General features: G+C 63.3%; 21 protein-coding genes. 2 read left to right on the forward strand and 19 right to left on the reverse strand.

The features are described 5' to 3' along the window. Positions 1-113: 113 nt before the first annotated feature. Positions 114-374 (reverse strand): cytochrome C oxidase subunit IV family protein, encoded by a 261-nt coding sequence (locus tag L6639_RS04455; RefSeq protein ID WP_237859452.1) that lies wholly within the window; start codon positions 372-374, stop codon positions 114-116. Beyond that, entirely contained in the window at positions 374-952 is a 579-nt protein-coding gene (locus L6639_RS04460; protein ID WP_237859171.1) for a cytochrome c oxidase subunit 3 family protein, read from the reverse strand. Before L6639_RS04460 ends, L6639_RS04455 begins: the two co-directional genes overlap by 1 nt. Positions 953-1,125: 173 nt before the next feature. Between L6639_RS04460 and L6639_RS04465 the strand changes: the two genes are divergently transcribed. Next, positions 1,126-1,281 carry a hypothetical protein gene (locus L6639_RS04465; RefSeq protein ID WP_237859173.1) on the forward strand — a complete coding sequence of 52 codons (156 nt, stop codon included), beginning with the start codon at positions 1,126-1,128 and terminating at the stop codon, positions 1,279-1,281. Here the strand turns inward: L6639_RS04465 and L6639_RS04470 are convergent. From L6639_RS04470 to L6639_RS04550, 17 genes are all read right to left on the reverse strand, one after another. Beyond that, positions 1,207-1,626 carry a sensor histidine kinase gene (locus L6639_RS04470; RefSeq protein ID WP_237859175.1) on the reverse strand — a complete coding sequence of 140 codons (420 nt, stop codon included), beginning with the start codon at positions 1,624-1,626 and terminating at the stop codon, positions 1,207-1,209. The two genes, L6639_RS04465 and L6639_RS04470, sit on opposite strands and share 75 nt — an antisense overlap. A 328-nt stretch (positions 1,627-1,954) precedes the next feature. Continuing rightward, positions 1,955-3,145, reverse strand: coding sequence for a multiple monosaccharide ABC transporter permease (mmsB, locus tag L6639_RS04475; protein ID WP_237859178.1), 1,191 nt, complete (start codon positions 3,143-3,145; stop codon positions 1,955-1,957). Then, complete coding sequence (gene mmsA, locus L6639_RS04480) at positions 3,142-4,719, reverse strand: multiple monosaccharide ABC transporter ATP-binding protein (RefSeq protein ID WP_237859455.1); 1,578 nt, start codon at positions 4,717-4,719, stop codon at positions 3,142-3,144. Before mmsA ends, mmsB begins: the two co-directional genes overlap by 4 nt. Before the next feature lie 63 nt (positions 4,720-4,782). Continuing rightward, positions 4,783-5,856 (reverse strand): multiple monosaccharide ABC transporter substrate-binding protein, encoded by a 1,074-nt coding sequence (gene chvE / locus L6639_RS04485; protein WP_271605027.1) that lies wholly within the window; start codon positions 5,854-5,856, stop codon positions 4,783-4,785. Between the two features lie 74 nt (positions 5,857-5,930). Then, on the reverse strand, positions 5,931-6,809 hold the full coding sequence (locus tag L6639_RS04490; RefSeq protein ID WP_237859458.1) for an SMP-30/gluconolactonase/LRE family protein: 879 nt from the start codon (positions 6,807-6,809) through the stop codon (positions 5,931-5,933). Continuing rightward, positions 6,809-7,885: an aldose epimerase family protein gene (locus tag L6639_RS04495; protein ID WP_237859179.1), complete on the reverse strand. Its 1,077-nt coding sequence runs from the start codon at positions 7,883-7,885 to the stop codon at positions 6,809-6,811. Before L6639_RS04495 ends, L6639_RS04490 begins: the two co-directional genes overlap by 1 nt. A gap of 2 nt (positions 7,886-7,887) precedes the next feature. Beyond that, the gene (locus L6639_RS04500) at positions 7,888-8,814 is read right to left on the reverse strand and encodes a Gfo/Idh/MocA family protein (RefSeq protein ID WP_237859180.1); all 927 of its coding nucleotides are present in this window, start codon (positions 8,812-8,814) and stop codon (positions 7,888-7,890) included. Beyond that, positions 8,811-9,578 (reverse strand): FadR/GntR family transcriptional regulator, encoded by a 768-nt coding sequence (locus L6639_RS04505; protein WP_237859181.1) that lies wholly within the window; start codon positions 9,576-9,578, stop codon positions 8,811-8,813. The genes L6639_RS04500 and L6639_RS04505 overlap by 4 nt, the downstream gene beginning before the upstream one ends. Next, positions 9,575-10,555 (reverse strand): galactofuranose ABC transporter, permease protein YjfF, encoded by a 981-nt coding sequence (gene yjfF / locus L6639_RS04510; RefSeq protein ID WP_237859182.1) that lies wholly within the window; start codon positions 10,553-10,555, stop codon positions 9,575-9,577. The genes L6639_RS04505 and yjfF overlap by 4 nt, the downstream gene beginning before the upstream one ends. Beyond that, positions 10,552-11,544: an ABC transporter permease gene (locus tag L6639_RS04515; RefSeq protein ID WP_237859183.1), complete on the reverse strand. Its 993-nt coding sequence runs from the start codon at positions 11,542-11,544 to the stop codon at positions 10,552-10,554. The genes yjfF and L6639_RS04515 overlap by 4 nt, the downstream gene beginning before the upstream one ends. Next, positions 11,541-13,082: a sugar ABC transporter ATP-binding protein gene (locus L6639_RS04520; RefSeq protein WP_237859184.1), complete on the reverse strand. Its 1,542-nt coding sequence runs from the start codon at positions 13,080-13,082 to the stop codon at positions 11,541-11,543. Before L6639_RS04520 ends, L6639_RS04515 begins: the two co-directional genes overlap by 4 nt. Positions 13,083-13,199: 117 nt before the next feature. Continuing rightward, positions 13,200-14,165, reverse strand: coding sequence for a galactofuranose ABC transporter, galactofuranose-binding protein YtfQ (ytfQ, locus tag L6639_RS04525; RefSeq protein WP_237859186.1), 966 nt, complete (start codon positions 14,163-14,165; stop codon positions 13,200-13,202). A 313-nt stretch (positions 14,166-14,478) separates the two neighbouring features. Next, entirely contained in the window at positions 14,479-15,651 is a 1,173-nt protein-coding gene (locus L6639_RS04530) for a fumarylacetoacetate hydrolase family protein (RefSeq protein WP_237859188.1), read from the reverse strand. A gap of 134 nt (positions 15,652-15,785) precedes the next feature. After that, a complete protein-coding gene (locus L6639_RS04535; RefSeq protein WP_237859189.1) occupies positions 15,786-16,763 on the reverse strand; it encodes a HEAT repeat domain-containing protein in 978 nt (325 codons plus the stop codon). A gap of 2 nt (positions 16,764-16,765) precedes the next feature. Next, on the reverse strand, positions 16,766-16,999 hold the full coding sequence (locus L6639_RS04540) for a 4Fe-4S dicluster domain-containing protein (RefSeq protein ID WP_008141081.1): 234 nt from the start codon (positions 16,997-16,999) through the stop codon (positions 16,766-16,768). Between the two features lie 31 nt (positions 17,000-17,030). After that, a complete protein-coding gene (locus L6639_RS04545; protein WP_237859190.1) occupies positions 17,031-18,773 on the reverse strand; it encodes a fumarate reductase/succinate dehydrogenase flavoprotein subunit in 1,743 nt (580 codons plus the stop codon). Between the two features lie 102 nt (positions 18,774-18,875). Further along, positions 18,876-19,649, reverse strand: coding sequence for a ferredoxin--NADP reductase (locus L6639_RS04550; protein ID WP_237859191.1), 774 nt, complete (start codon positions 19,647-19,649; stop codon positions 18,876-18,878). Between the two features lie 199 nt (positions 19,650-19,848). Here L6639_RS04550 and L6639_RS04555 point away from each other — a divergent pair, with 199 nt between their 5' ends. Continuing rightward, positions 19,849-20,145, forward strand: coding sequence for a gamma-butyrobetaine hydroxylase-like domain-containing protein (locus L6639_RS04555; RefSeq protein WP_237859460.1), 297 nt, complete (start codon positions 19,849-19,851; stop codon positions 20,143-20,145). The last annotated feature ends 18 nt before the right edge of the window (positions 20,146-20,163 follow it).

Raw genomic sequence — 20,163 nt, forward strand, 5'->3', positions numbered from 1 at the left:
GCCAATCCTTTCCGATTGAGTCCTGAAGAAATGCGATCGTGTGATTTATTGCCGATTGCCACCGATCGCTCTTTGACGAAGAGCAAGTAGCGCGTCGATGCGCGGCATCGCGGTCAAACCAGGGCGACGATCGCGGATGCGAGCCAGGCGAACAGCACGACGATGAGGACCCAGGCGCTGACGAGACCGCGCCAGAGCGCCGGCGCAGCTCGAAGATCGAAAAAGTCGAGCACGATACGGCGTCCCTTGAGCGCAGCGAAGATCAGCAGAAGGGCATTGCCGAGCAGCGGGCGTGCGACGAGCGGCGGAACCAGAAGGGTTGCAAGCGCGAGGCCGAGCAGCACAATCCAGGCGATGTCGATGCGATCCGGAATCACTGCTGCACCAGATAGATGATCGGGAACATGACGATCCACAGCAGATCGACCATGTGCCAGAAGGCGGCTCCCGTCTCTACGCCGGTCACGCTGGCGCTCCGGGAAACCAAGGCCAGAATCACGATGCCGAGGCAGACATGCATGAGATGGAAGCCGGTCAGGAGAAAATACAGCGTGAAGAACGGGCTGGTCTCCAGACCATTTCCGAGCGCGATCTCGCCGGCATATTCGAACAGCTTGGTCGCGATGAAGAAAGCGCCAAGCGCCATGGCTGCGAACAGCCGACCGCGCGCAGCCTGCCTGCGGGAAGCGCGCGCGGCGGCCGTGGCACGCGCTGCGGCCCAGCCGCTGGTCACCAGAACCAGCGTATTGAGCCCGGCGAGATGGGAATCAAGAGTGGCCTGCCCCGCCGCAAACATCGCGGGATGGATCGCCCGGGCGACCACGAAGGCGCCGAGAAACAAGCCGAAGGCGGCGAGCTCGCTGAAGATCAACACCCAAATCATGGGATCCCCGGGAAGACCTTCCAGGATGCCCCAGCCGGTCTCTCCTTGCTCGCAATCCGTCGTCGACATCTGATTTCCGCATCAAGACGCCGAATCGATATCTCACCGGCGCGGGTCCGACTTTGTCGCCGCACAAACAGTGCAACCAGCCGGAGCCGCGTTTGCGCTACCGCAACGTTGCGCGGGTCCCTCCATAATATCGTGAATCGATATGACGGCTCCGAACAACGGCTGATGATGACATGAGTGAAGCACAACTCGGACTGGTGACCGCGACGCCGATCATCATCGTCTTTGCCATCGCGCTGCGGCGCATGGGGGTGCTATCGACCGTTGCGACCATATCGGCGGTGAGCCTTTCCGTCGCGATCGCGACAGTGCTGTTCACGACACAATAATCCGGACGCCGCGGATCGGGGGGCGCGATCAGCTCGCCCGGGATCGCCGATCGGGCGCCGTTTCGGCAGGACTAACTGAAACCGCGAGCCTTCACCGGGCTTGCTTTCGAGTCGGAGCTGTCCGCCCAATCGATCCACGACGATGCTGTGCACGATGTGCAGGCCAAGGCCACTCGCGCCGTCATGCCGGTGCGTGGTAAAGAAGGGATCGAAGGCCCGCCGGTCCACGTCGGGCGCCATGCCACAACCGTCGTCGGCGAACAGCAGCTCGATATGTCCATGGCCTGCTGCGCGGAGCGAGACATCGATCTTCCCTGTTCCGCCACCAGAGAAGGCATGCGTCATCGCGTTAATGGCTCTGGCGTGAATCGCCTCGCTCAAAACAGAACAAAGGCGCCGATCAACAAACCTGCAGCGAAGGAGCAGAGCCCTAAGGTACAGACGGAAACGATGCGCAAGAGGATGCGAAGCCGCCCCTCAAATTCATCGTCTGTCATCTCGTGGATATGAGCCGCCACTGGTGCTGCCCTGCCCGTGCCCTGCTCGGCACCCCCCGGATTTAGACTCCAAATCATGGTCATCGCGAGGCACTGGTTCTAATCGCGACGCCGTGATCGAAATTGACGAAAATTGTAGCGGCGCCGGAGCCTCCCCCCGCGAGGTGATTTTGCGCCTACCGCCGCTGGTTATAGACGTCGATGCACACGGCTCCGAGCAGCACCAGGCCCTTGATGACCTGCTGGTAGTCGATGCCGATGCCGAGGATGGACATGCCATTGTTCATCACGCCCATGATCATGGCGCCGACCACGGCACCGCCGACACGGCCGACGCCGCCATAGGCCGAAGCGCCACCGATGAAGCAAGCGGCGATGACGTCGAGCTCGAAGCCGAGGCCGGCCTTCGGGGTCGCGGTGTTGAGGCGCGCAGCGAAGACGAGACCGGCGAGCGCGGCGAGCACGCCCATGTTGACGAAGGTGAAGAACGTCAGCCGCTCGGTCTTGATGCCCGACAGGCCTGCCGCCTTCGCATTGCCACCCACGGCATAGATCTGGCGGCCAATCACGGTACGGCGGGTGACGAAACCATAGAGCGCGATCAGGACGCTCATGATCACGAGCACGTTGGGCAGGCCGCGATAGGTCGCGATCAAATAGGTGAAATAAAGCACGGCACAGGCGAGCACGACACTCTTGCCGAGGAAGAACGCGTAGGGCTCAACCTCGATGCCATGCGACACCTCGCGCGCGCGGCTCTTGGCGCTGGCGTAGACCAGACCAAGTGCCAGCACCGCACCGATCAGCATCGAGGTGGGATGCAGCGTGCCGGCCTCCGGCAGCACCTCCGGAATGAAGCCCGACGACAGCTTTTGGAAGGTCGACGGGAACGGCCCGAGCGACTGGCCCTGCAACACGGCAAGCGCGAGGCCCTTGAACACCAGCATGCCCGCCAGGGTCACGATGAAGGATGGGATCTTGAAATAGGCGACCCAATAGCCCTGCGCCGCGCCGATAGCCGCCCCGACCGCGAGACAGATAAGGAAGGCGAGCGTGTAGTCGACCTTGTATGTGACCATCAGAAGAGCGGCGACCGCACCGACGAAGCCCGCGACCGATCCGACCGAGAGGTCGATATGGCCGGTGACGATCACCAGCAGCATGCCCAACGCCATGATGACGATGTAGCTGTTCTGGAGCACCAGGTTCGTCAGGTTCAACGGCTGCAACAGCGTGCCGCTGGTCATGACCTGGAAGAACAGCATGATCGCAATCAGCGACATCAGCATGCCGTAGTTGCGCAAATTGTTTTTGATGAAGCTGCCGTGCCGGCGCTCCTCAGGCAGCGACACCGTCTTGTCGGTCATAGCTGCGATCCTCCCATCTCAGCGGCCTTGGCCGCGCCGTTTCCGTTGCTTCGTTCGTTGCGCATGATAGCGCGCATGATGCTTTCTTGTGTCGCCTCAGCGCCCGGGAACTCGCCGACGAAGGCGCCGTCGTTCATGACGCAGATACGGTCGCAGATGCCGAGTAGCTCGGGCATCTCCGAAGAGATCACCACGACGCCGCGGCCGGCCTCCGCCAGTTCGTTGATAATACAGTAAATCTCGTATTTGGCACCGACGTCGATGCCCCTTGTCGGCTCGTCCAGGATTAGCACCTTTGGGTCGGTCATCAGCCATTTCGACAGGACGACCTTCTGCTGGTTCCCGCCGGAAAGCTGGCCGGTCTCCTGGTAGACGTCGGAGCAGCGAATCCGCATCCGGTTGCGGTAGTCGCTCGCGACCTTCAGCTCGGCGATGTCGTCGATCACCCGCCCCGGCGCGACCTGGTCCAGGCTTGCCAGTGTAATGTTCTTGCGGACGTCGTCGGCCAGGATCAGGCCGAGCTGCTTGCGGTCCTCGGTGACATAGGCAAGGCCGGCGTCGATCGCGGCGGCGACGCTCGGCAGCACGATCTCATGACCCTCAAGGGCAATGCGGCCGCTGATATTGGTACCCCAGGAGCGACCGAATAGGCTCATGGCGAACTCGGTGCGACCGGCCCCCATCAGCCCGGCGATGCCGACGACCTCACCGCGCTTGACGCCAAAATTGACGTTCTTGATCACCTGCCGTTCCGGATGGATGGGGTGATAGACTGACCAGTTCGAAACCTGGAGCACGGGCTCGCCGATCTTGGCGCTGCGCTCGGGGAAACGATGGGCAAGGTCACGGTTGACCATGCTGCGGATGATGCGGTCTTCCTGGATCGGCTCGGCGCGGCAGTCGATACCGTCGACGGTGCGTCCGTCGCGCAGCACGGTGATGTGGTCGGCGACGCGGGCGACCTCATTGAGCTTGTGCGAGATCAGGATCGAGCCGATGCCCTGATCGCGGAACTTCATCAGGCGCTCGAGCAGTGCCGCGCTATCGGCTTCGTTCAGGCTCGCGGTCGGCTCGTCCAGGATCAGCATCCTGACGCGCTTGGACAACGCCTTGGCAATCTCGACCAGCTGCTGCTTGCCGACGCCGAGATCGGTGATCAGCGTATCCGGCGATTCCTTCAGGCCGACCTGCGCGAGCAGCTCGCGCGTGCGCCGGTAGACCTCGTCGCGATCGATCACGCCGAATTTTGACGGCGGATGCGAGAGAAAAATATTCTCCGCGATCGACATCAGCGGAATCAGGGCCAATTCCTGATGGATGATGATGATCCCGAGCGCCTCGGAATCGTTGATGTCGCGGAACCGGCGCTCCTCGCCCTCGAAGACAATGGTGCCTTCGTAGCTGCCCGCCGGATAAACCCCGCTCAGCACCTTCATCAAGGTTGATTTGCCGGCGCCATTCTCGCCGACGAGGGCATGGATCTGCCCGGCTTCGACCGAGAAATTGACGTCACGCAGCGCCTGCACACCGGCAAAGCTCTTGCTGACGTTGCGCATTTCCAGCATGGCGGTCATCGCATTGCGTCCCATCCGTTACGTCCCTCCCCCCGCGAACGGGGAGAGGGAAACTTGAGAGTCTTACTGGAACTGCGACTTCTTGTAGTAGCCGCTGTCAATCAGGGTCTTCTCCCAATTGTCCTTATACACCACGACCGGCTTCAGCAGATAGGAGGGTACGGTCTTGGCGCCGTTCTCGTAGGTCTTGGTGTCGTTGACCGTGACCTGCTTGCCGGCCAGCGCGGCATCGACCATGTCGGCGGTCACCTTGGCGAGATCGCGGGTGTCCTTGAAGATGGTCGAATACTGGTCGCCCCGCAGCATCGCCTTGATCGACGGCACTTCGGCGTCCTGTCCCGAGATGATCGGCATCGGCTGGTCGGCGCTACCATAGCCTACGCCCTTCAGCGAGGAGATGATACCGATGGAGATGCCGTCATAGGGCGACAGCACCGCATTGACCTTCTTGTTGCCGTAGTAGGCGCTGAGCAGATTGTCCATGCGGGCCTGGGCGGTGGCACCGTCCCAGCGCAGGGTTGCAACCTTGTCCATGCCCATCTGACCGGAGGCGACGACCAGCTTGCCGCTGTCGATATACGGCTTCAGCACGCTCATCGCGCCGTTGTAGAAGAAGAAGGCGTTGTTGTCGTCGGGCGAGCCGCCGAATAGCTCGATGTTGAACGGACCCTTGCCTTCCTTCAGGCCAAGCCCCTTCTCGATCGATTGCGCCTGGAGCACGCCGACCTGGAAATTGTCGAAAGTCGCGTAATAGTCAACGTTCGGCGTACCGCGGATCAGGCGGTCATAGGCGATCACGGTGATGCCTTTCGCCTTGGCCTGCTTGAGCACGTCGGACAGCGTGGTGCCGTCGATCGCGGCGATCACCAGCGCGTTAGCTCCCTTCGTCACCATGTTCTCGACCTGCGAGAGCTGGTTCGGAATATCGTCCTCGGCATATTGCAGGTCGGTGTTGTAGCCACGCTCCTTCAGCACCTTCACCATGTTGTCGCCGTCTGCAATCCAGCGCGCCGAGGATTTCGTCGGCATGGCGATACCAACGGTCTTCTTGTCCTGTGCGGAGGCGGTGAGACCTGTAACCATCGTGGCGGCGCCGGCCAGTGCTATCGCAAGAAATGTCGTCTTCAATTTCAACATGCTTCACTCCCTTTGGGTGTCAGACTGTTTGTTAGTGTCGTGCAGTACATCGGTAAAGGTCGGTTTCGGGTCTCCTATGCGAGCTTGACGTCGGGCTCCGCGCGACCGCGCGCGGATGCTTGTAACACAAAAGTGCAGCCGGCCTGTGGGTCGGCGGCGCGCGCCTCTGCGTCCATGTCCTGCCAGGCCGAAGTGACCAGCAGGCGCGATAGATCAGGACCGACGAAAGCAGGGCAGCTTGCCTGCTTGGCCGGCACATGCAGCGAGCGCACGCGCTCGCCTTGCGGAGAATAGACATCGACGCGACTGGCGCCCCAACAGGCATTCCAGATCTGTCCATCCGCATCGCACACCGAGCCGTCAAGGCCGCCGACGCCGGAGTGGCGCAGCAACACCTCAGGCTCGCCGCGCGGCAAGCCCGTGTCGGGATTGAGCGGCACCGCATAGAGCACGGCGCGCGCGGTGTCGGTGAAATATCCCATGGCGCCATCCGGCGAGAAGCAGATCGAGTTCGGGATGCTGATGCCCGGAAACAGCGTCGAGATCTTGCCGCGGTGGAGCGCATAGATCGCCCCCAGACCTCGTTCGGCATTGCGTCCCATCGTCCCGATCCAGAACGTGCCGGATTGATGCACCCGGCAATCATTGGAGCGTGTCGCGGGATTGTCCGGTTCGAGCGGGCAGAACAACGTCATGGCGCCATCGGCGAGTGTGCGGATGTAACAGCCATCCTCCGCGACAACGAGCTGGCGCTCGGCATCGATCCGCCCCAGTGCGCTCGCCATCCGGCCCAGCGCGTGGATTCGGATCGCGCCGCTGCCGAGGTGAGCCTCGAAGAGCTTCCCCTCGCGAATGTCAAACCACCAGGCGGTGTCGGTGGCCGCGTCATAGGTCGGGCCTTCACCGAGATGACACTGCTCGCCGGAGAGAACGGTCGTCGGCACCTCTTCCATCATGGCGCCCTCACCGCGAAGCGATAGACGGTGTGATGTCGATAGACGCTGCCGGGATCGAGGCGCGGGCTCGGAAAATCCGGCCGGTTCGGCGAGTCGGGCCACATATGCGGCTCCAGGCACAACGCGTCCGATTGCCGGATCAGCTTGCCGCCCTTGCCCGAGATCGTGCCGTCGAGATAGTTGCCGGAATAGACTTGCAGGCCGGGCTGGTCGGTGAACAGCTCCATGATCCGTCCTGAAAGCGGCGCTTCCAGCCGGGCAGCAAGCGCGAGCTTGCCGTCGCGCGCGAGGCAATAAGTGTGATCGTAGCCCCTGCCGTTCTGCAATTGCTGATCGCCTTCGCGGATGCGCGCACCGACGGCGTGAGCCTCGCGGAAATCAAAGGGCGTGCCGGCCACGCTGCGCGGCGGCTCCGGCAGCGGGATGGCGGTGGGATCGATAGCGAGGAAGTGGTCGGCATTGACCGTTAGCTTGTGATCCAGAGTGGACGCACCCGAGGTCGCGCCTTCCAGATTGAAGAAGCTGTGATTGGTGAGGTTCACGATTGTCGACCGGTCGGTTCGTGCCTCCATGATCAGCGACAGCTCGGTCGGGCCTGTGACGCGATAGGTCAGGCGCACATCGAGTTTGCCGGGGTACTTCTCCTCGCCATGCGGACTCGTATAGGTCAGCGTGACCGCAGGGCTGGCGCCGTCGTCGATCTCAGCAATGTCCCAGAGCTTGCGGTCGAAACCATCGAGGCCGCCATGCAACGCATTGGGGCCGTTGTTGACGGGAAGCTGGAAGGCCTCGCCATCCAACGAAAACCGGCCGTTGGCGATGCGGTTGGCGTAGCGGCCCACGGTGGCGCCAAAGAACTTCCGTTCGGCGAGATAGCCGGCAAAGGTGTCATGGCCGAGCACGATGTCGTCGGTGCCGCCTTTGGCATCCGGTGCGATCAGCGTCTGGATCACGGCGCCATGGGTGATGATGCGGACCTCAAACCCGCCCTCCCCACGCAGCACGACACGCTCGACACTGCGTCCATCCGGCAGTGTTCCGAACACGTCCTTCGCTATTTTCGCACCAGCCATATCTAGTCCACAAACGGTTCGACGATACTACGCTTGCCGAGCAGGAAAGAGTCGGCGACGAGGCGAAGCGGTGCCAGGTCGACGTCGCTCGCGCCTGATGCCGCGAGCTTGACGAAGTGACGGTAGAGCTCTCGATATTCCTCATCGGGCGCGTCGGCAACAACCTTGCCGTCCACCGCCATGATCCTTCCACCGCGGGACAAAGTCATCTGGCCCTGATCGGTTTCCGCGACGATATCCCAGCTCTGCGGCCCGGTCTGACGAAAATCGAACTCGGCCCTGATAGGCAGACCGCCGATGTCGGTCAGCGTCAGGTTCGCCGCAATCGGTGACTGGCAATTGGCCGGGAAGGCAAGCTCGGCCGCGGTGACGAATACCGGCCTTGGCAGGATGCGGGTCAGGATCGAGAGCGCATTGATGCCGGGATCGAACACGCCGAGCCCGCCTGGCTCCCAGATCCAGGTCTGGCCGGGATGCCAAACGCGGACGTCTTCCTTCCAGATGATGTGAACGGACTTGATCCGGCGCGTCGCCAGCCATTCGCGGGCGGGCTCGACCGCCGGGGCGTGGCGCGAATGCCAGGTCGCAAACAAGGTCCGCTTTGCATCGGCCGCCATTGAGACCAACGGATCGAGTTCGGCAACGCCGATGCCGGGCGGCTTCTCCAGCATGACATGCTTGCCGGCGGCGAGCGCCGCCGCAGCCTGGGCGCGGCGCACCTGCGGCGGTGTGCAGAGCGACACCGCGTCGATCTCCGGACCCTTCTCCAGCAGTTCCTCGACGGTCGCAAAATGCGGCAAACCCGGCAGCGAGGCGTTACGACTGGCCACGGCGGCAAGCACGGCGCCCGGCGTCGCGGCGATCGCGCCGACATGCTGGTCGCGCGCGATCTTGCCGAAGCCGACGATGGCAATACGAAGAGCTGTCACGGATGTTCTCCAGATTCTGCAGGCGCGGCCGGTGCTGTCTCGGCCGCCGTGCCCTTATGCCGGCGCATGCCGTTGTGAATGACGAAGGCCATGGCCTCGGCCGCCGCGTCGGCGTCACCTTCTGCGATCGAATCGACGATCTTCTGGTGCCAGAGCAAGGTAATCTCGCGGTCTTCCGTCCCCGCAGGTGCACTGAGCATGAACGCCGTACGCAAGGCAGCCTCGATCACGTGACCGATGGAGCGCATGAACGGATTGCCGGATGCGCGCGCCACCGCAAGGTGCAAGGCGAGGTCCGCTTCGGCAAAGTCGACGGACTCGGACGTCTCCTGCCTCATGCGGTCCATGCTGCGCTGAAGCTCGGCGATGTCTTCTTCTGAACGGCGCCTGGCCGCGAGCGCCGCCGCGCGCGGTTCGACCGCAAGACGTATCTCCGCGAGGTCGTTGAGAAAGCGCCGGTCGATGCCGGCGTCGAGATGCCAGGCCAGCACATCGGCGTCGAACATGTTCCAGGCGGCGCGCCCGCGCACGACGGTGCCAACCCGCGCCTTGGTCGTGAGCAGGCCCTTGGCGACCAGCGTCTTCACGCTTTCGCGCAACACCGGCCGCGACACGCCGAACATCGCCGTCAGCTCGGCATCGCCCGGAAGCCGCACCCCTTCCGCATATCGGCCGGCGATGATGTCGACGCCGATCGAGCGGGACACCTCCGCGTGGTTGGAATGGGCCCGTCGTGTCGGGATGACGACGATGCGCGAGGTCATGAGGCTACTCCCGCGCGCGCTGCCGTCGGCCGGCGCGCCAGCGCGACAAGGCCCTGTTGAAGAGCGATGAAGGCGAATAGCAGAATGCCGGTCGCGATCTTGGTCCACCAGCTCGACAGCGTGCCGTCGAAATTGATGTAGGTCTGGATCATGCCCTGGATCAGCACGCCGAGGAAGGTACCGATCACCGAGCCCTGCCCGCCCGTGAGCAGCGTGCCGCCGATCACCACGGCAGCGATGCTGTCGAGCTCCACGCCGACAGCGGAGAGCGAATAGCCAGCGCTGGTGTAGAACGAGAACACGATGCCGGCAGTGCCTGCGAGCAGGCTGGAGAGCATGTAGATCTTTATCGTCATCTTGCCGACCGCAACGCCCATCAGGCTCGCGGTCGCCCGGCCGCCCCCGAGTGCATAGACATTGGCACCGAACCGGGTGAGACGCAGCAACAGGATGCCGCCGATCAAAATCACGAGCATGATGATCGCGATCGCGCTCAGCCGTCCGCCCCCAGGCATCCGCAACGCAAAGTCTGACACGGTCGAATAGACAGGCGCGGTGATCGGCACCGATTCCGTCGAGAGCAGGAAGCTGGCACCGCGCGCCAAGAACATGCCGGCCAACGTCACGATGAAGGGCGGCAGGTCGAATACGTGGATGACCGCTCCCATCGCCGCTCCGAAGGCCGCCGAGAGCACGAGGATGGCGACGAATGCGACCAGCGGCGGCACGCCCCAGCGTTCGATCGCCAGCGCGACGAACACAGTGGTGAAGCCGATCACGGAGCCGACCGAGAGATCGATGCCGCCGGAGATAATGACGAAAGTCATGCCGGTCGCGACGATGCCGAGGAAGGCATTGTCGGTGAGGAGATTGCCGACCACGCGCGTGGAGGCAATGTTGGGAAATTGCACCGCGCAGAGCGCGAAGCCCACGACGAGCACAATGGCCGTGATCAGGACGGGCGGGAGGCCTTTCATGGTTTCGTCCTCCGCAGCCGCGCCATGATGCCGGCAAAGCCGGGCAGCTTTGGCGATTGCAGCAGCAGCACCGCGAGCACCACCACGGCCTTGACCAGCAAATTGAACTCCGGCGGATAGCCCGACAGCAAGATGCCGGTATTCATGGTCTGGATGATCAGCGCACCCAACACGGCCAAAACGAGGCTGAAGCGGCCGCCGAACAGCGAGGTGCCGCCGATCACGACCGCAAGAATCGCATCGAGCTCGAGCCAGAGGCCGGCATTGTTCGCATCTGCCCCCATGATGTCGGCCGCGGCGATCACGCCCGCGAGCGCGGCGCAGACGCCGCACCAGACATAGACCGCCAAGATCATCGCACGGGTGCCAACGCCGGCAAGCTCGCTCGCCCGCGCATTGCCGCCCGTTGCCTCGATCAGGAGGCCGAGCGCCGAGCCGCGGACCACCGCGCCAGTGAGGATCAGCATGCCGAGCGCAATCGCGATCGGGACCGGGACGCCGAGAATGGCGCCGTTACCGAGCCAGACCAGGTCCGGTGAGGTAAAGGTCACGATCCGTCCCTCGGTGATGAGCTGGGCAATCCCTCGCCCTGCCACCATCAGGATCAGCGTCGCCACGATCGGCTGCATGCCGAGCACGGCGACAAGGAAACCATTCCACAATCCGCAGACGAGGCCGGCGCCGAGCGCGGCCGCCAGCACGACCGGCAGGCTGTGACTGTCGGCAAGGCTCGCGGCGATCGCTCCGCAGATGGCCATGACCGCGCCGACAGAGAGATCGATGCCACGCGTTGCGATCACGAGCACCATGCCGAGCGAGAGCAACGCCACCGGCGTGCCGCGATTGAGCACGTCGATCAGGCTGCCGAACAGGCGGCCGTCCTGGAGACGGAGGTCGAAGAATTGCGGCGATACCACGCGGTCGACCGCGAGGATGACGATCAGCGCGAGGATCTGGGCCAGGCCGCGACGCGGCAACAGCATCGTCATGCCCGAGCCTCTTGCATCGCTGCGCCATCGGCGGCGATGGCCGCGAGGATATTGGTGACGTCGATGGTCTCGCCCGCGAGCTCCTCGACATGGGCGCGATCGCGCAGCACGACTACGCGATCGGAATAGGTCACGATCTCGTCGAGCTCGGAGGAGATCACGAGCAGCGCCAGCCCGTCGTCGCAGAGCTCGCGGATCAGGCGGATGATCTCGGCATGCGCGCCGACATCGATGCCGCGCGTAGGTTCGTCCAGCACGAGGAGCCGCGGCGAAGTCGCGAGCCAGCGCGCCAGTAGCGCCTTTTGCTGATTGCCGCCGGAGAGCAGGCCCACCGGGCGCTCGGGATCGGGCGGGCGGATGTCGAGCATTTTGACGTAGCGTTTCGCGATCTCGTCCTGCTCACGGCGCGACAGCGGCCGATGCAGGCCGCGCTTGGCCTGAAGCGCGAGCACGATGTTCTCGCGCACGGTGAGCTCGGCGACGATGCCGTCGGTCTTGCGCTCCTCCGGGCAATAGCCAAAGCCGTGACGTACGCCGTCACGCGGCGACTGCAGTCGCACGGGGGCGCCCTCCACCCTCGCCTGCCCGCCATCGGAGCGCTCGGCGCCGAACACCAGCCGCGCCGTCTCGGTGCGGCCCGATCCGAGCAGCCCGGCAAGGCCGACGACCTCGCCATGGCGCAGCTCGAGATTGAACGGCGCGACATAGCCGGCCTTGCCGTAATTCTCGAAACTCGCACAGACCTCGCGTGGCGGACGGTCGCTCGCCGTCGCCCGCGCGCCGGTGGTCTCGGCGAGCTCGCGCCCGAGCATCATCCGGATCAGCTCGAGCCGCGGCAGCGAGGCCGTCTCGCGCTCGCCGACCAGGCGGCCGTTGCGCAGCACCGTGATCCGATCGGAGATCTCGTAAACCTGATCGAGGAAATGGCTGACGAAGACAATGCCGATGCCGCGCTTGGCGAGCTGGCGCATGATGCCGAAGAGGATCTCGACCTCGTGACGGTCGAGGCTCGCGGTCGGCTCGTCCAGAATCAGCACGCGTGCGGAAAGATCGACGGCGCGCGCAATCGCGGTGACATGTTGGATGGCCACCGAATAATTGCCGAGCGGCGCTGCGACATCGATGTCGAGGCCGAACTCGGTCAGCAGCGCTTTGGCACGGCGACGCATCTCGCCTTCGCGCACGATGCCGAAGCGCATCGGCTGGCGGTCGAGAAACAGGTTCTGCGCCACCGACAGGTTCGGCAACAGATTGACTTCCTGATAGACGGTGGCAATGCCGGCCTCGAGTGCTGCCTTGGACGAACGCGGCGCAACCTCGTCGCCGCCCAGCCTGACAACACCGGCATCGCGCGGGAACACGCCGGTAACGACCTTGATCAGCGTGGATTTGCCGGCGCCGTTCTCACCGAGCAGCGCATGAATCTCCCCGGCGCGAAGCGTGAAGTCGACCTCCTGCAACGCGCGCACCGCACCAAAGCTCTTGCTGATCCCGCGCACCTCCAGGAGGGGCGGAGCAGGATCAAGGCTGTTCTCCATAACGACGTCACTCCCACCGGCGCCCGCTTATGTTGCGGACGCCCAGCCTATTCGTTCGCGCGACGGTTGCGAAGGGGGTTGCCGGACCACAACGTGTGGTCCGGCAAGACGCCCGCCTCAGTAACCGAGGCCCTTCTTGCTGTCGTATTCCTTCTGGGGATTGTCGGTGGCGGTAAGCAGCCTGGATTCGGTCTGGATCCACTTCGGCGGAACCGTGCCCTTCTCCTTGAAGGCCGCGACGGCGTCGAAGGCCGGGCCGGCCATGTTCGGCGTCAACTCGACGGTGGCATTGGCCTCACCGGCAACCATCGCTTTGAAGATGTCAGGCACTGCGTCGATCGACACCGTGAGGATGTCCTTGCCCGGCTTGAGGCCCGCTTCCTTCATCGCCTGGATCGCGCCGACCATCATGTCGTCATTGTGGGCGTAGACCGCGCAGATGTTCTTGCCACCGCCCTCGGCCTTGATGAAGCTCTCCATGACTTCCTTGCCCTTGGCGCGGGTGAAGTCACCGGTCTGGCTACGCACAATCTTCAGATTGGCGTGCTTGGCGATCGCGGTGTCAAAGCCCTTCTTGCGATTGGCGGCGACGCTGGCGCCGACCGTGCCCTGCAATTCGACGATGTTACAGGCCTTGTCGCCGACAGTCTTGGCCAGCCAGTCGCCAGCGACCGCGCCTTCATGGACGCTGTCCGAGGTGACGGCGGTGAGATAGAGGTCCTTGCCCGAGGGATCGATGTCGCGGTCGAGCAGCACGACCGGAATCTTGGCTTCCTTGGCTTCCTTCAGCACCGCGTCCCAACCGGTCGAGACGACAGGGGCGAGGAAGATCGCATCGACATTCTGCGCGATGAACGAGCGGATCGCCTTGATCTGGTTTTCCTGCTTCTGCTGCGCGTCGGCAATCTTGAGATTGACCTTGCGCTTGGTGGCCTCCTGCTTGGAGACCGAGGTCTCGGCTGCGCGCCAGCCGGATTCAGATCCGATCTGCGAGAAGCCGACGGTCAGTTCTGCGGCATTCGCCGGCAGTGCAAGCAACAACGCGGCGGTGGCGCTGGCCGCAAAAAGGGCTTTGAGGGTCATGAGGCGTGTGTCTCCCAAGTGTTATCAGGGGCGTCCACGGTATCATGACACCCTCAGGCCGGCCTTTAGCGCGGCGGGAGGGACTATTTCACGGAAGCCGGCGTCCGTATAGTCATATTATCTGACTATTTGGAGGAATGATGTGGATGCAAGAGAACTACACGTCCTGCGCTATTATCTTATGTTATACAATCTAAAGACGACATCCTTTTGACAGGGCGGCGTTGTCATGGCCGGGCCCGTCCCGGCATGACGATTTCATGGAAATTCGCGTCTGCGATCGGTCGCCGCGGGCAGCAGGCAAGCGAAAAGGCTAGATCAGCTTCCGCTGCGCGAGGTTCTTCATCAGCGCCCCGATGCCGAAGGTCCAGGGCTCGCACTCGTCGCTGGTCCGCATGCGGTTGACGAGCTTGCCGAGTTGGGGAGCGGCAATGGTAACGATGTCGTCGCGCTTGTGGGTGAACCCCTGCCCCGGCGCATCGCGATCCTTGACCGGCGCGAACATCGTGCCGAGGAACAGCACGAAACCATCGGGATATTGATGCACCTTGCCGATGGTCTGCGCGACGAGATCGGTCGGATCGCGACTGATCTTGCTGATCGAGGAATGGCCATCGAGGACGAAACCGTCCGTGCCGGTCACGTTCAGGCTGATGTCGAGCTTGCGCGCGTCATCGAGCGTGAAGGTGTCGTCGAACAGACGGAGCAGCGGACCGATGGAGCACGAGGCGTTGTTGTCCTTGGCCTTCGATAGCAGCAGCGCCGAGCGGCCCTCAAAGTCGCGCAGGTTCACGTCGTTGCCGAGCGCGCCACCGACAATCTTGCCGCGGCTCGAGACGAACACCACGAGCTCCGGCTCGGGATTGTTCCAGGTCGACTTCGGATGCAGGCCGGCATCCATGCCGGTGCCGACGGAAGACATGGTCGGCGCCTTGGTGAAGACTTCGGCATCCGGGCCGATGCCGACTTCGAGATATTGGCTCCAGGCGTTCTGGTCGATCAGCACCTGCTTTAGATGCATCGCCTGGTCAGAGCCAGGCTTGAGCTTCGATAGATCGTCGCCGATCAGCCGCGTCACTTCCTTGCGAATGGCTTCGGCCGAGGCCGGGTTGCCCTTGGCGCGCTCCTCGATCACGCGTTCCAACATCGAGAGCGCGAAGGTGACACCGGCCGCCTTCAGGGTCTGGAGATCGACAGGCGCGAGCAGCCAGGGCTTCTTTGAATCGCGTCCATCAGGCGCTGTATTGGCGACGATGGCTTCGAGATCGCCGATCCGCTCGCCCTTGGTCGCGGCAAGCGCCTTGGCCGGATCGTCCTCCTCGCAGAGGGCGCTGACGGTCGGAAATTTTGCGGTGACGTCGAAGACGCCGTCAGCGCGCACCGCGACCACGGCCGGACCGTTCGCCTGCGGCAGCCAGACGCGGCCGACCAGCGTTCCCTTCGTTCCATCCTCGGGGAGAAGGTCTTTAACCGTCAAATTCGTCATGGCCGGCGTCCTCGCTGTTTTTCGGATCGGTCACTTTCGCAAGTGGCCGATCCCATTGGCGAAGACAAATAAACGTCTGGCGGGGGAAGTCCATAGCGGCAGGTGCCCCGCCGCTATGTCCCTGCCCTCGCCTTTTATGCGCCTGCGCGCGCCTTGCGGGCCGCGATCTGCTGCAGTGCCCAGCGTGCGTTCTTGCGGACATCAGGATCCGCATCGTCGGCGATGACGGCCAAAAAGGCCTCACCGTCGGGATGGGCGATCTCGCCGAGCGCGGCGGCCGCCTCTTTCCGCAAATTCGCCTGGTCATGATTGACGCAATTGCCGATCGGACGCACCGCGCGCTCGACCTTCATCCTGCCGAGGCTGCGGATCGCCTTCAGCCGCACCTGCCAGAACTCGTCGCCGAGCGCGCCAACGAGCTGGTCTGCTGCGAGCGAACCATTGGTGTTGAGACCCAAAGTCTCGGCCGCCATCTCGCGCACCATCCAGTCCGAGTCCTTCAGTGCGCGAGTGATCATCTCGGCAGCAGGCTTCATCTGCGAGAACGCCAGCGCGCTCACCGCAGCGCGGCGCACATGCGCGTCGGGATCGTTGATCAATGCCGTCAGCGCGGGGATGGATTCTTCCAACTTTAGAAAGCCGATCACGCCGATCGCCTGCACGCGAACGGCAGCATCCGGGTCCTGAAGCGCTTCCAGCGCGGGCTTGAGCGTATCCTTGCAGCGCAACTCCTTCAGCGCACGCAATGCGCCCATGCGCACGAAGGCGTGGGCATGCTTGACGAGCGGCAGGATGACATTGGCGCAGGCGGTATCCTTGAACTCGGCCATGCTGTCGGCGGCGGCCGCCGCGACGATCCTTTCCGGATCGACCAACAGCTTCACCAGCGCACCTGCCGCTTCCGGTCCATCGAACTCCCCGAGTGCCATCGCCACCTGCTGGCGCACGCCGGCGTCGGGATCAGCCACCATATTGGCGAGATGCGCAACGGCTGCGGGATCGCCGGAATGGCCGAGCGCGATGATGGCGACGCGGCGCTCAGCGGGATCGGCGGCCTGGAGCCGCTCGTCGGCATCTTCGAGATCGTCGTAAGATTCGAACGGGCTCGACATGATCACCTCAACAGATAGGGAATGTTGACGGTGACGGCGCCCGTCGGACAATCGGCCTCGCAAGGCATGCAGTACCAGCACTCGTCATAGGCCATGTAGGCCTTGCCGGTCATGTCGCTGATGCGCAGCACGTCGAGCGGGCAGACGTCGACGCAGACGGTGCAGCCCTTGTCCGCGATGCATTTGGCGTCGTCGACGACCACCGGAACCGATGTCTGATAGGATGCGAGAGGCATTTGATGTCTCCTGTTGCTCTTGTGCGGTGGATCAGGCGGTGGCGCGGATGCGCTGCTTATCGTAGAGATCCTTCTCGTCGTCGGCGATCGGAACGACGTAGGGCTCCACCGCACGCTTCTCGCTGGTCATCTTGCCGTTCTGCTTCGACAGCAGCGTGTGGCAGAACCAGTTCTCGTTGTCCTTCTCCGGGAAATCAGTGCGCCAGTGATAGAGGCCCCAGCGGCTCTCCTCGCGATAGAGCGAGGCATGCACGGCCATATCGGCGCAATCCATGATCGACTGCACTTCGAGCGCGCGGAGCAGCTCATGCGCGTTGCGCGCGATCATACGCTCCTGCATGTCCTGCCGCGTCTCTGCGAGGCGGCGCATGCCGAGCTCGTATTTGCGCGTGACTTTCGGCGGTTGGAGATAATCATTCACCAGGCGGCGGGTCTTGTACTCGACCTGGTTTGGCGGAATGCCGTCCTCGCGCCAGGTCGGTGCCAGCACGCGGTCGCGCTCCCTGGCGACGTCAGCGGCATCGAACTCGGCAAAGTCGTGATTGTCGGCGAACTCCATCGCGTCGATGCCGGCGACCGAGCCGTTGGTGAAGGCGCCGAGCATGTAATTGTGCGGCACGCTCGCCATGTCGCCGGCGGCGTAGAGGCCGGGGACGGTGGTGCGCGCATTGTCGTCAACGAACACGCCCGAGGCGCTGTGGCCGGAGCAGAAGCCGATCTCGGAGATGTGCATCTCGATCGACTCGCTGCGATAATCGACCCCGCGCCCCTGCTGGAACAGGCCGCGCGTCGGACGCTCGACCTTATGCAGCGTGGATTCGATCTCCGAGATGGTGTCGGGATGGAGGTGCTTGAGCTGGAGGAAAACCGGCCCCTTGCCGGACAGGAGTTCGTTGTAGAATTCCAGCATCATCTGGCCGGACCAGTAATCGCATTCGATGAATCGCGCGCCCTCGTTGTTCGCGGTGAAGGCGCCGAAGGGACCGGCGACATAGGCGCAGGCCGGGCCGTTATAGTCCTTGATCAACGGGTTGATCTGGTAGCATTCGAGGTTCGCGAGCGCAGCGCCGGCGTGATAGGCCATGGAATAGCCGTCACCGGAATTGGCGGCGTTCTCGTAGGTGCCGAACATGTAGCCGGAGGTCGGCAGGCCGAGGCGGCCGGCGGCGCCCATACAGAGGATCACGGCCTTGGCCTTGATGACGAGGATCTCGGCAGTGCGGGTGTTGACGGAGATCGCGCCGGCGATGCGACCATCGGACGATTTCAGCAGCCGCGTCGCCATGTAGCGGTTGGAGATCAGGATACGTGCGCGGCGGAGCTGGCGATAGAGCGCCTTCTTCACGGTCTCGCCGTTCGGCATCGGCAGAACATAGGTGCCGATGTGATGCACCTTCTTGACGGCATAGTCGCCGTTCTCGTTCTTCAGGAAGCGGATGCCGAAACTGTCGAGCTCCTCAATGATCTTGTAGCAGTTTTGCGCGTATTTATAGACCGCCTTCTGGTCAACGATGCCGTCATTGGCGATCGTAATTTCCTTGGTGTACTGCTCCGGCGTCGCATAGCCGGGGATGACCGCGTTGTTCAGCCCGTCCATGCCCATCGAGATTGCGCCGGAGCGCTTGACGTTGGCCTTTTCGAGCAGGACGACATTGGCCTTCGGGTTCTTCAGCTTCGCCTTCAGCGCCGCCATCGGGCCGGCCGTGCCGCCGCCGATGACCAGCACGTCGCAGGAAACCTCGGAAAGTCCGTCGACGATCTGATCTAGTGCCATCACTTGCTCCTGGTTCGCCGGTGTCCGGCGCCTTTGCGTCAGATTTGTTCAGCTGGTCGTCCGGCGATAGCAATTAGTTGTCGCCGGGACGCGATTTGCGCCTCAGCGCTCGACGAAGGCCTTTTCGATCACGAAATGGCCGGGCTGGCTGTGATTGCCCTCAACGAAGCCGCGCGCGGTAAACATCGCGGGGAGTTCCTCAAGCATCGCCGGGCTGCCGCACAGCATGATCCGATCCGTCTCGATATCGAGGCCTGTTAGCCCGAGATCGTCGAACAGCTGGTTGGACGCGATCAGGTCGGTGATGCGGCCGCGATTGCGGAACGGCTCGCGGGTGACGGTCGGGTAATAGACGAGCTTGTCGCGGATCAGCGGCCCGAAGAATTCGTGACTGCGCAGGCCGTCGACGACGTGCTCGCCGTAAGCAAGCTCGGAGACCTGGCGGCAGCCATGGGCGAGTACGATAGTCTCGTAGTTCTCGTAGACATCTGGATCCTTGATCAGGCTGGCGAAGGGCGCAAGGCCCGTGCCGGTCGAGAGCAGCAGCAGGCGCTTTCCCGGGATGAGGTTGCCGGTGATCAGCGTACCCGTCGCTTTGCGGCCGACCAGGATGACGTCGCCTTCCCTGATCTTCTGGAGGCGCGAGGTCAGCGGACCGTCCTGCACCTTGATCGAGAAGAATTCGAGCGCCTCTTCGTGATTGGCGCTGGCCATGCTGTAGGCCCGCATCAACGGCTTGCCCTCGACTTCCAGCCCGATCATCGCGAACTGGCCATTCTGGAAACGGAAGCCGGGATCACGCGTTGCGGTGAAACTGAATAGTGACTCGGTCCAGTGCCGGACCGACAAAACCGTTTCCTTCTGAAATGCGCTCATGGTCTCTCCTTCGTGATTGCGCACAGGTTCTCGGAGAGAGCAGAGTCCGGCAATTCGGAAGTGAAACTCCCGGTCGATTAGTTTCACATTTCGCGAGTGGTGATCGAAGATCAGGCACGCGGTCCCGTATGCGCCGGCAATTAGTTGCTATTCGCGGGCGCCCGCGCGTGTAGAACGAAGTCGGAGGTTCGTCATGACCATGACCCTGGTGGTACCGACCGTGGCCGACTATGAAGCAAGCGCCGATCTCGCGACGCTCCTCGTCCGCACCGCGCAGGACGATGCGCTCAGCGTGCCCGCCGAGGCACTCCGCCTCTCCTGCAAATGCGCCCACTGCACCCGCGCCCGCTTCGACGGTCGCTTCCCGGACGCGTTTCCGGGGATCGCGATCACCGAGATCGGCGATCTCGGCTACGGGCTGAACATCTCGTTTTCGGATGGGCACAACAGGGGGATTTACCCAAAACCCTATCTGCTGAGCCTGGCCGGGCGGTAAGCGCCCGTTTGCCCGCAT

Source organism: Bradyrhizobium zhengyangense (assembly GCF_022012555.1).
GTDB lineage: Bacteria > Pseudomonadota > Alphaproteobacteria > Rhizobiales > Xanthobacteraceae > Bradyrhizobium > Bradyrhizobium zhengyangense.

Bases quoted from the DNA above. Each gene is read 5' to 3' on its own strand.
- L6639_RS04555 (WP_237859460.1), top strand. From the start codon at position 19,849: ATGACCCTGGTGGTACCGACCGTGGCCGACTATGAAGCAAGCGCCGAT.
- mmsA (WP_237859455.1), bottom strand. From the start codon at position 4,719: ATGACCGCCATGCTGGAAATGCGCAACGTCAGCAAGAGCTTTGCCGGT.
- L6639_RS04535 (WP_237859189.1), bottom strand. From the start codon at position 16,763: ATGTCGAGCCCGTTCGAATCTTACGACGATCTCGAAGATGCCGACGAG.
- L6639_RS04490 (WP_237859458.1), bottom strand. From the start codon at position 6,809: ATGGAAGAGGTGCCGACGACCGTTCTCTCCGGCGAGCAGTGTCATCTC.
- L6639_RS04470 (WP_237859175.1), bottom strand. From the start codon at position 1,626: ATGACGCATGCCTTCTCTGGTGGCGGAACAGGGAAGATCGATGTCTCG.
- yjfF (WP_237859182.1), bottom strand. From the start codon at position 10,555: ATGAAAGGCCTCCCGCCCGTCCTGATCACGGCCATTGTGCTCGTCGTG.
- L6639_RS04540 (WP_008141081.1), bottom strand. From the start codon at position 16,999: ATGCCTCTCGCATCCTATCAGACATCGGTTCCGGTGGTCGTCGACGAC.
- L6639_RS04505 (WP_237859181.1), bottom strand. From the start codon at position 9,578: ATGACCTCGCGCATCGTCGTCATCCCGACACGACGGGCCCATTCCAAC.
- L6639_RS04545 (WP_237859190.1), bottom strand. From the start codon at position 18,773: ATGGCACTAGATCAGATCGTCGACGGACTTTCCGAGGTTTCCTGCGAC.
- chvE (WP_271605027.1), bottom strand. From the start codon at position 5,856: ATGTTGAAATTGAAGACGACATTTCTTGCGATAGCACTGGCCGGCGCC.
- L6639_RS04495 (WP_237859179.1), bottom strand. From the start codon at position 7,885: ATGGCTGGTGCGAAAATAGCGAAGGACGTGTTCGGAACACTGCCGGAT.
- L6639_RS04530 (WP_237859188.1), bottom strand. From the start codon at position 15,651: ATGACGAATTTGACGGTTAAAGACCTTCTCCCCGAGGATGGAACGAAG.
- L6639_RS04550 (WP_237859191.1), bottom strand. From the start codon at position 19,649: ATGAGCGCATTTCAGAAGGAAACGGTTTTGTCGGTCCGGCACTGGACC.
- L6639_RS04520 (WP_237859184.1), bottom strand. From the start codon at position 13,082: ATGGAGAACAGCCTTGATCCTGCTCCGCCCCTCCTGGAGGTGCGCGGG.
- L6639_RS04515 (WP_237859183.1), bottom strand. From the start codon at position 11,544: ATGACGATGCTGTTGCCGCGTCGCGGCCTGGCCCAGATCCTCGCGCTG.
- mmsB (WP_237859178.1), bottom strand. From the start codon at position 3,145: ATGACCGACAAGACGGTGTCGCTGCCTGAGGAGCGCCGGCACGGCAGC.
- L6639_RS04460 (WP_237859171.1), bottom strand. From the start codon at position 952: ATGTCGACGACGGATTGCGAGCAAGGAGAGACCGGCTGGGGCATCCTG.
- L6639_RS04465 (WP_237859173.1), top strand. From the start codon at position 1,126: ATGAGTGAAGCACAACTCGGACTGGTGACCGCGACGCCGATCATCATC.
- ytfQ (WP_237859186.1), bottom strand. From the start codon at position 14,165: ATGACCCTCAAAGCCCTTTTTGCGGCCAGCGCCACCGCCGCGTTGTTG.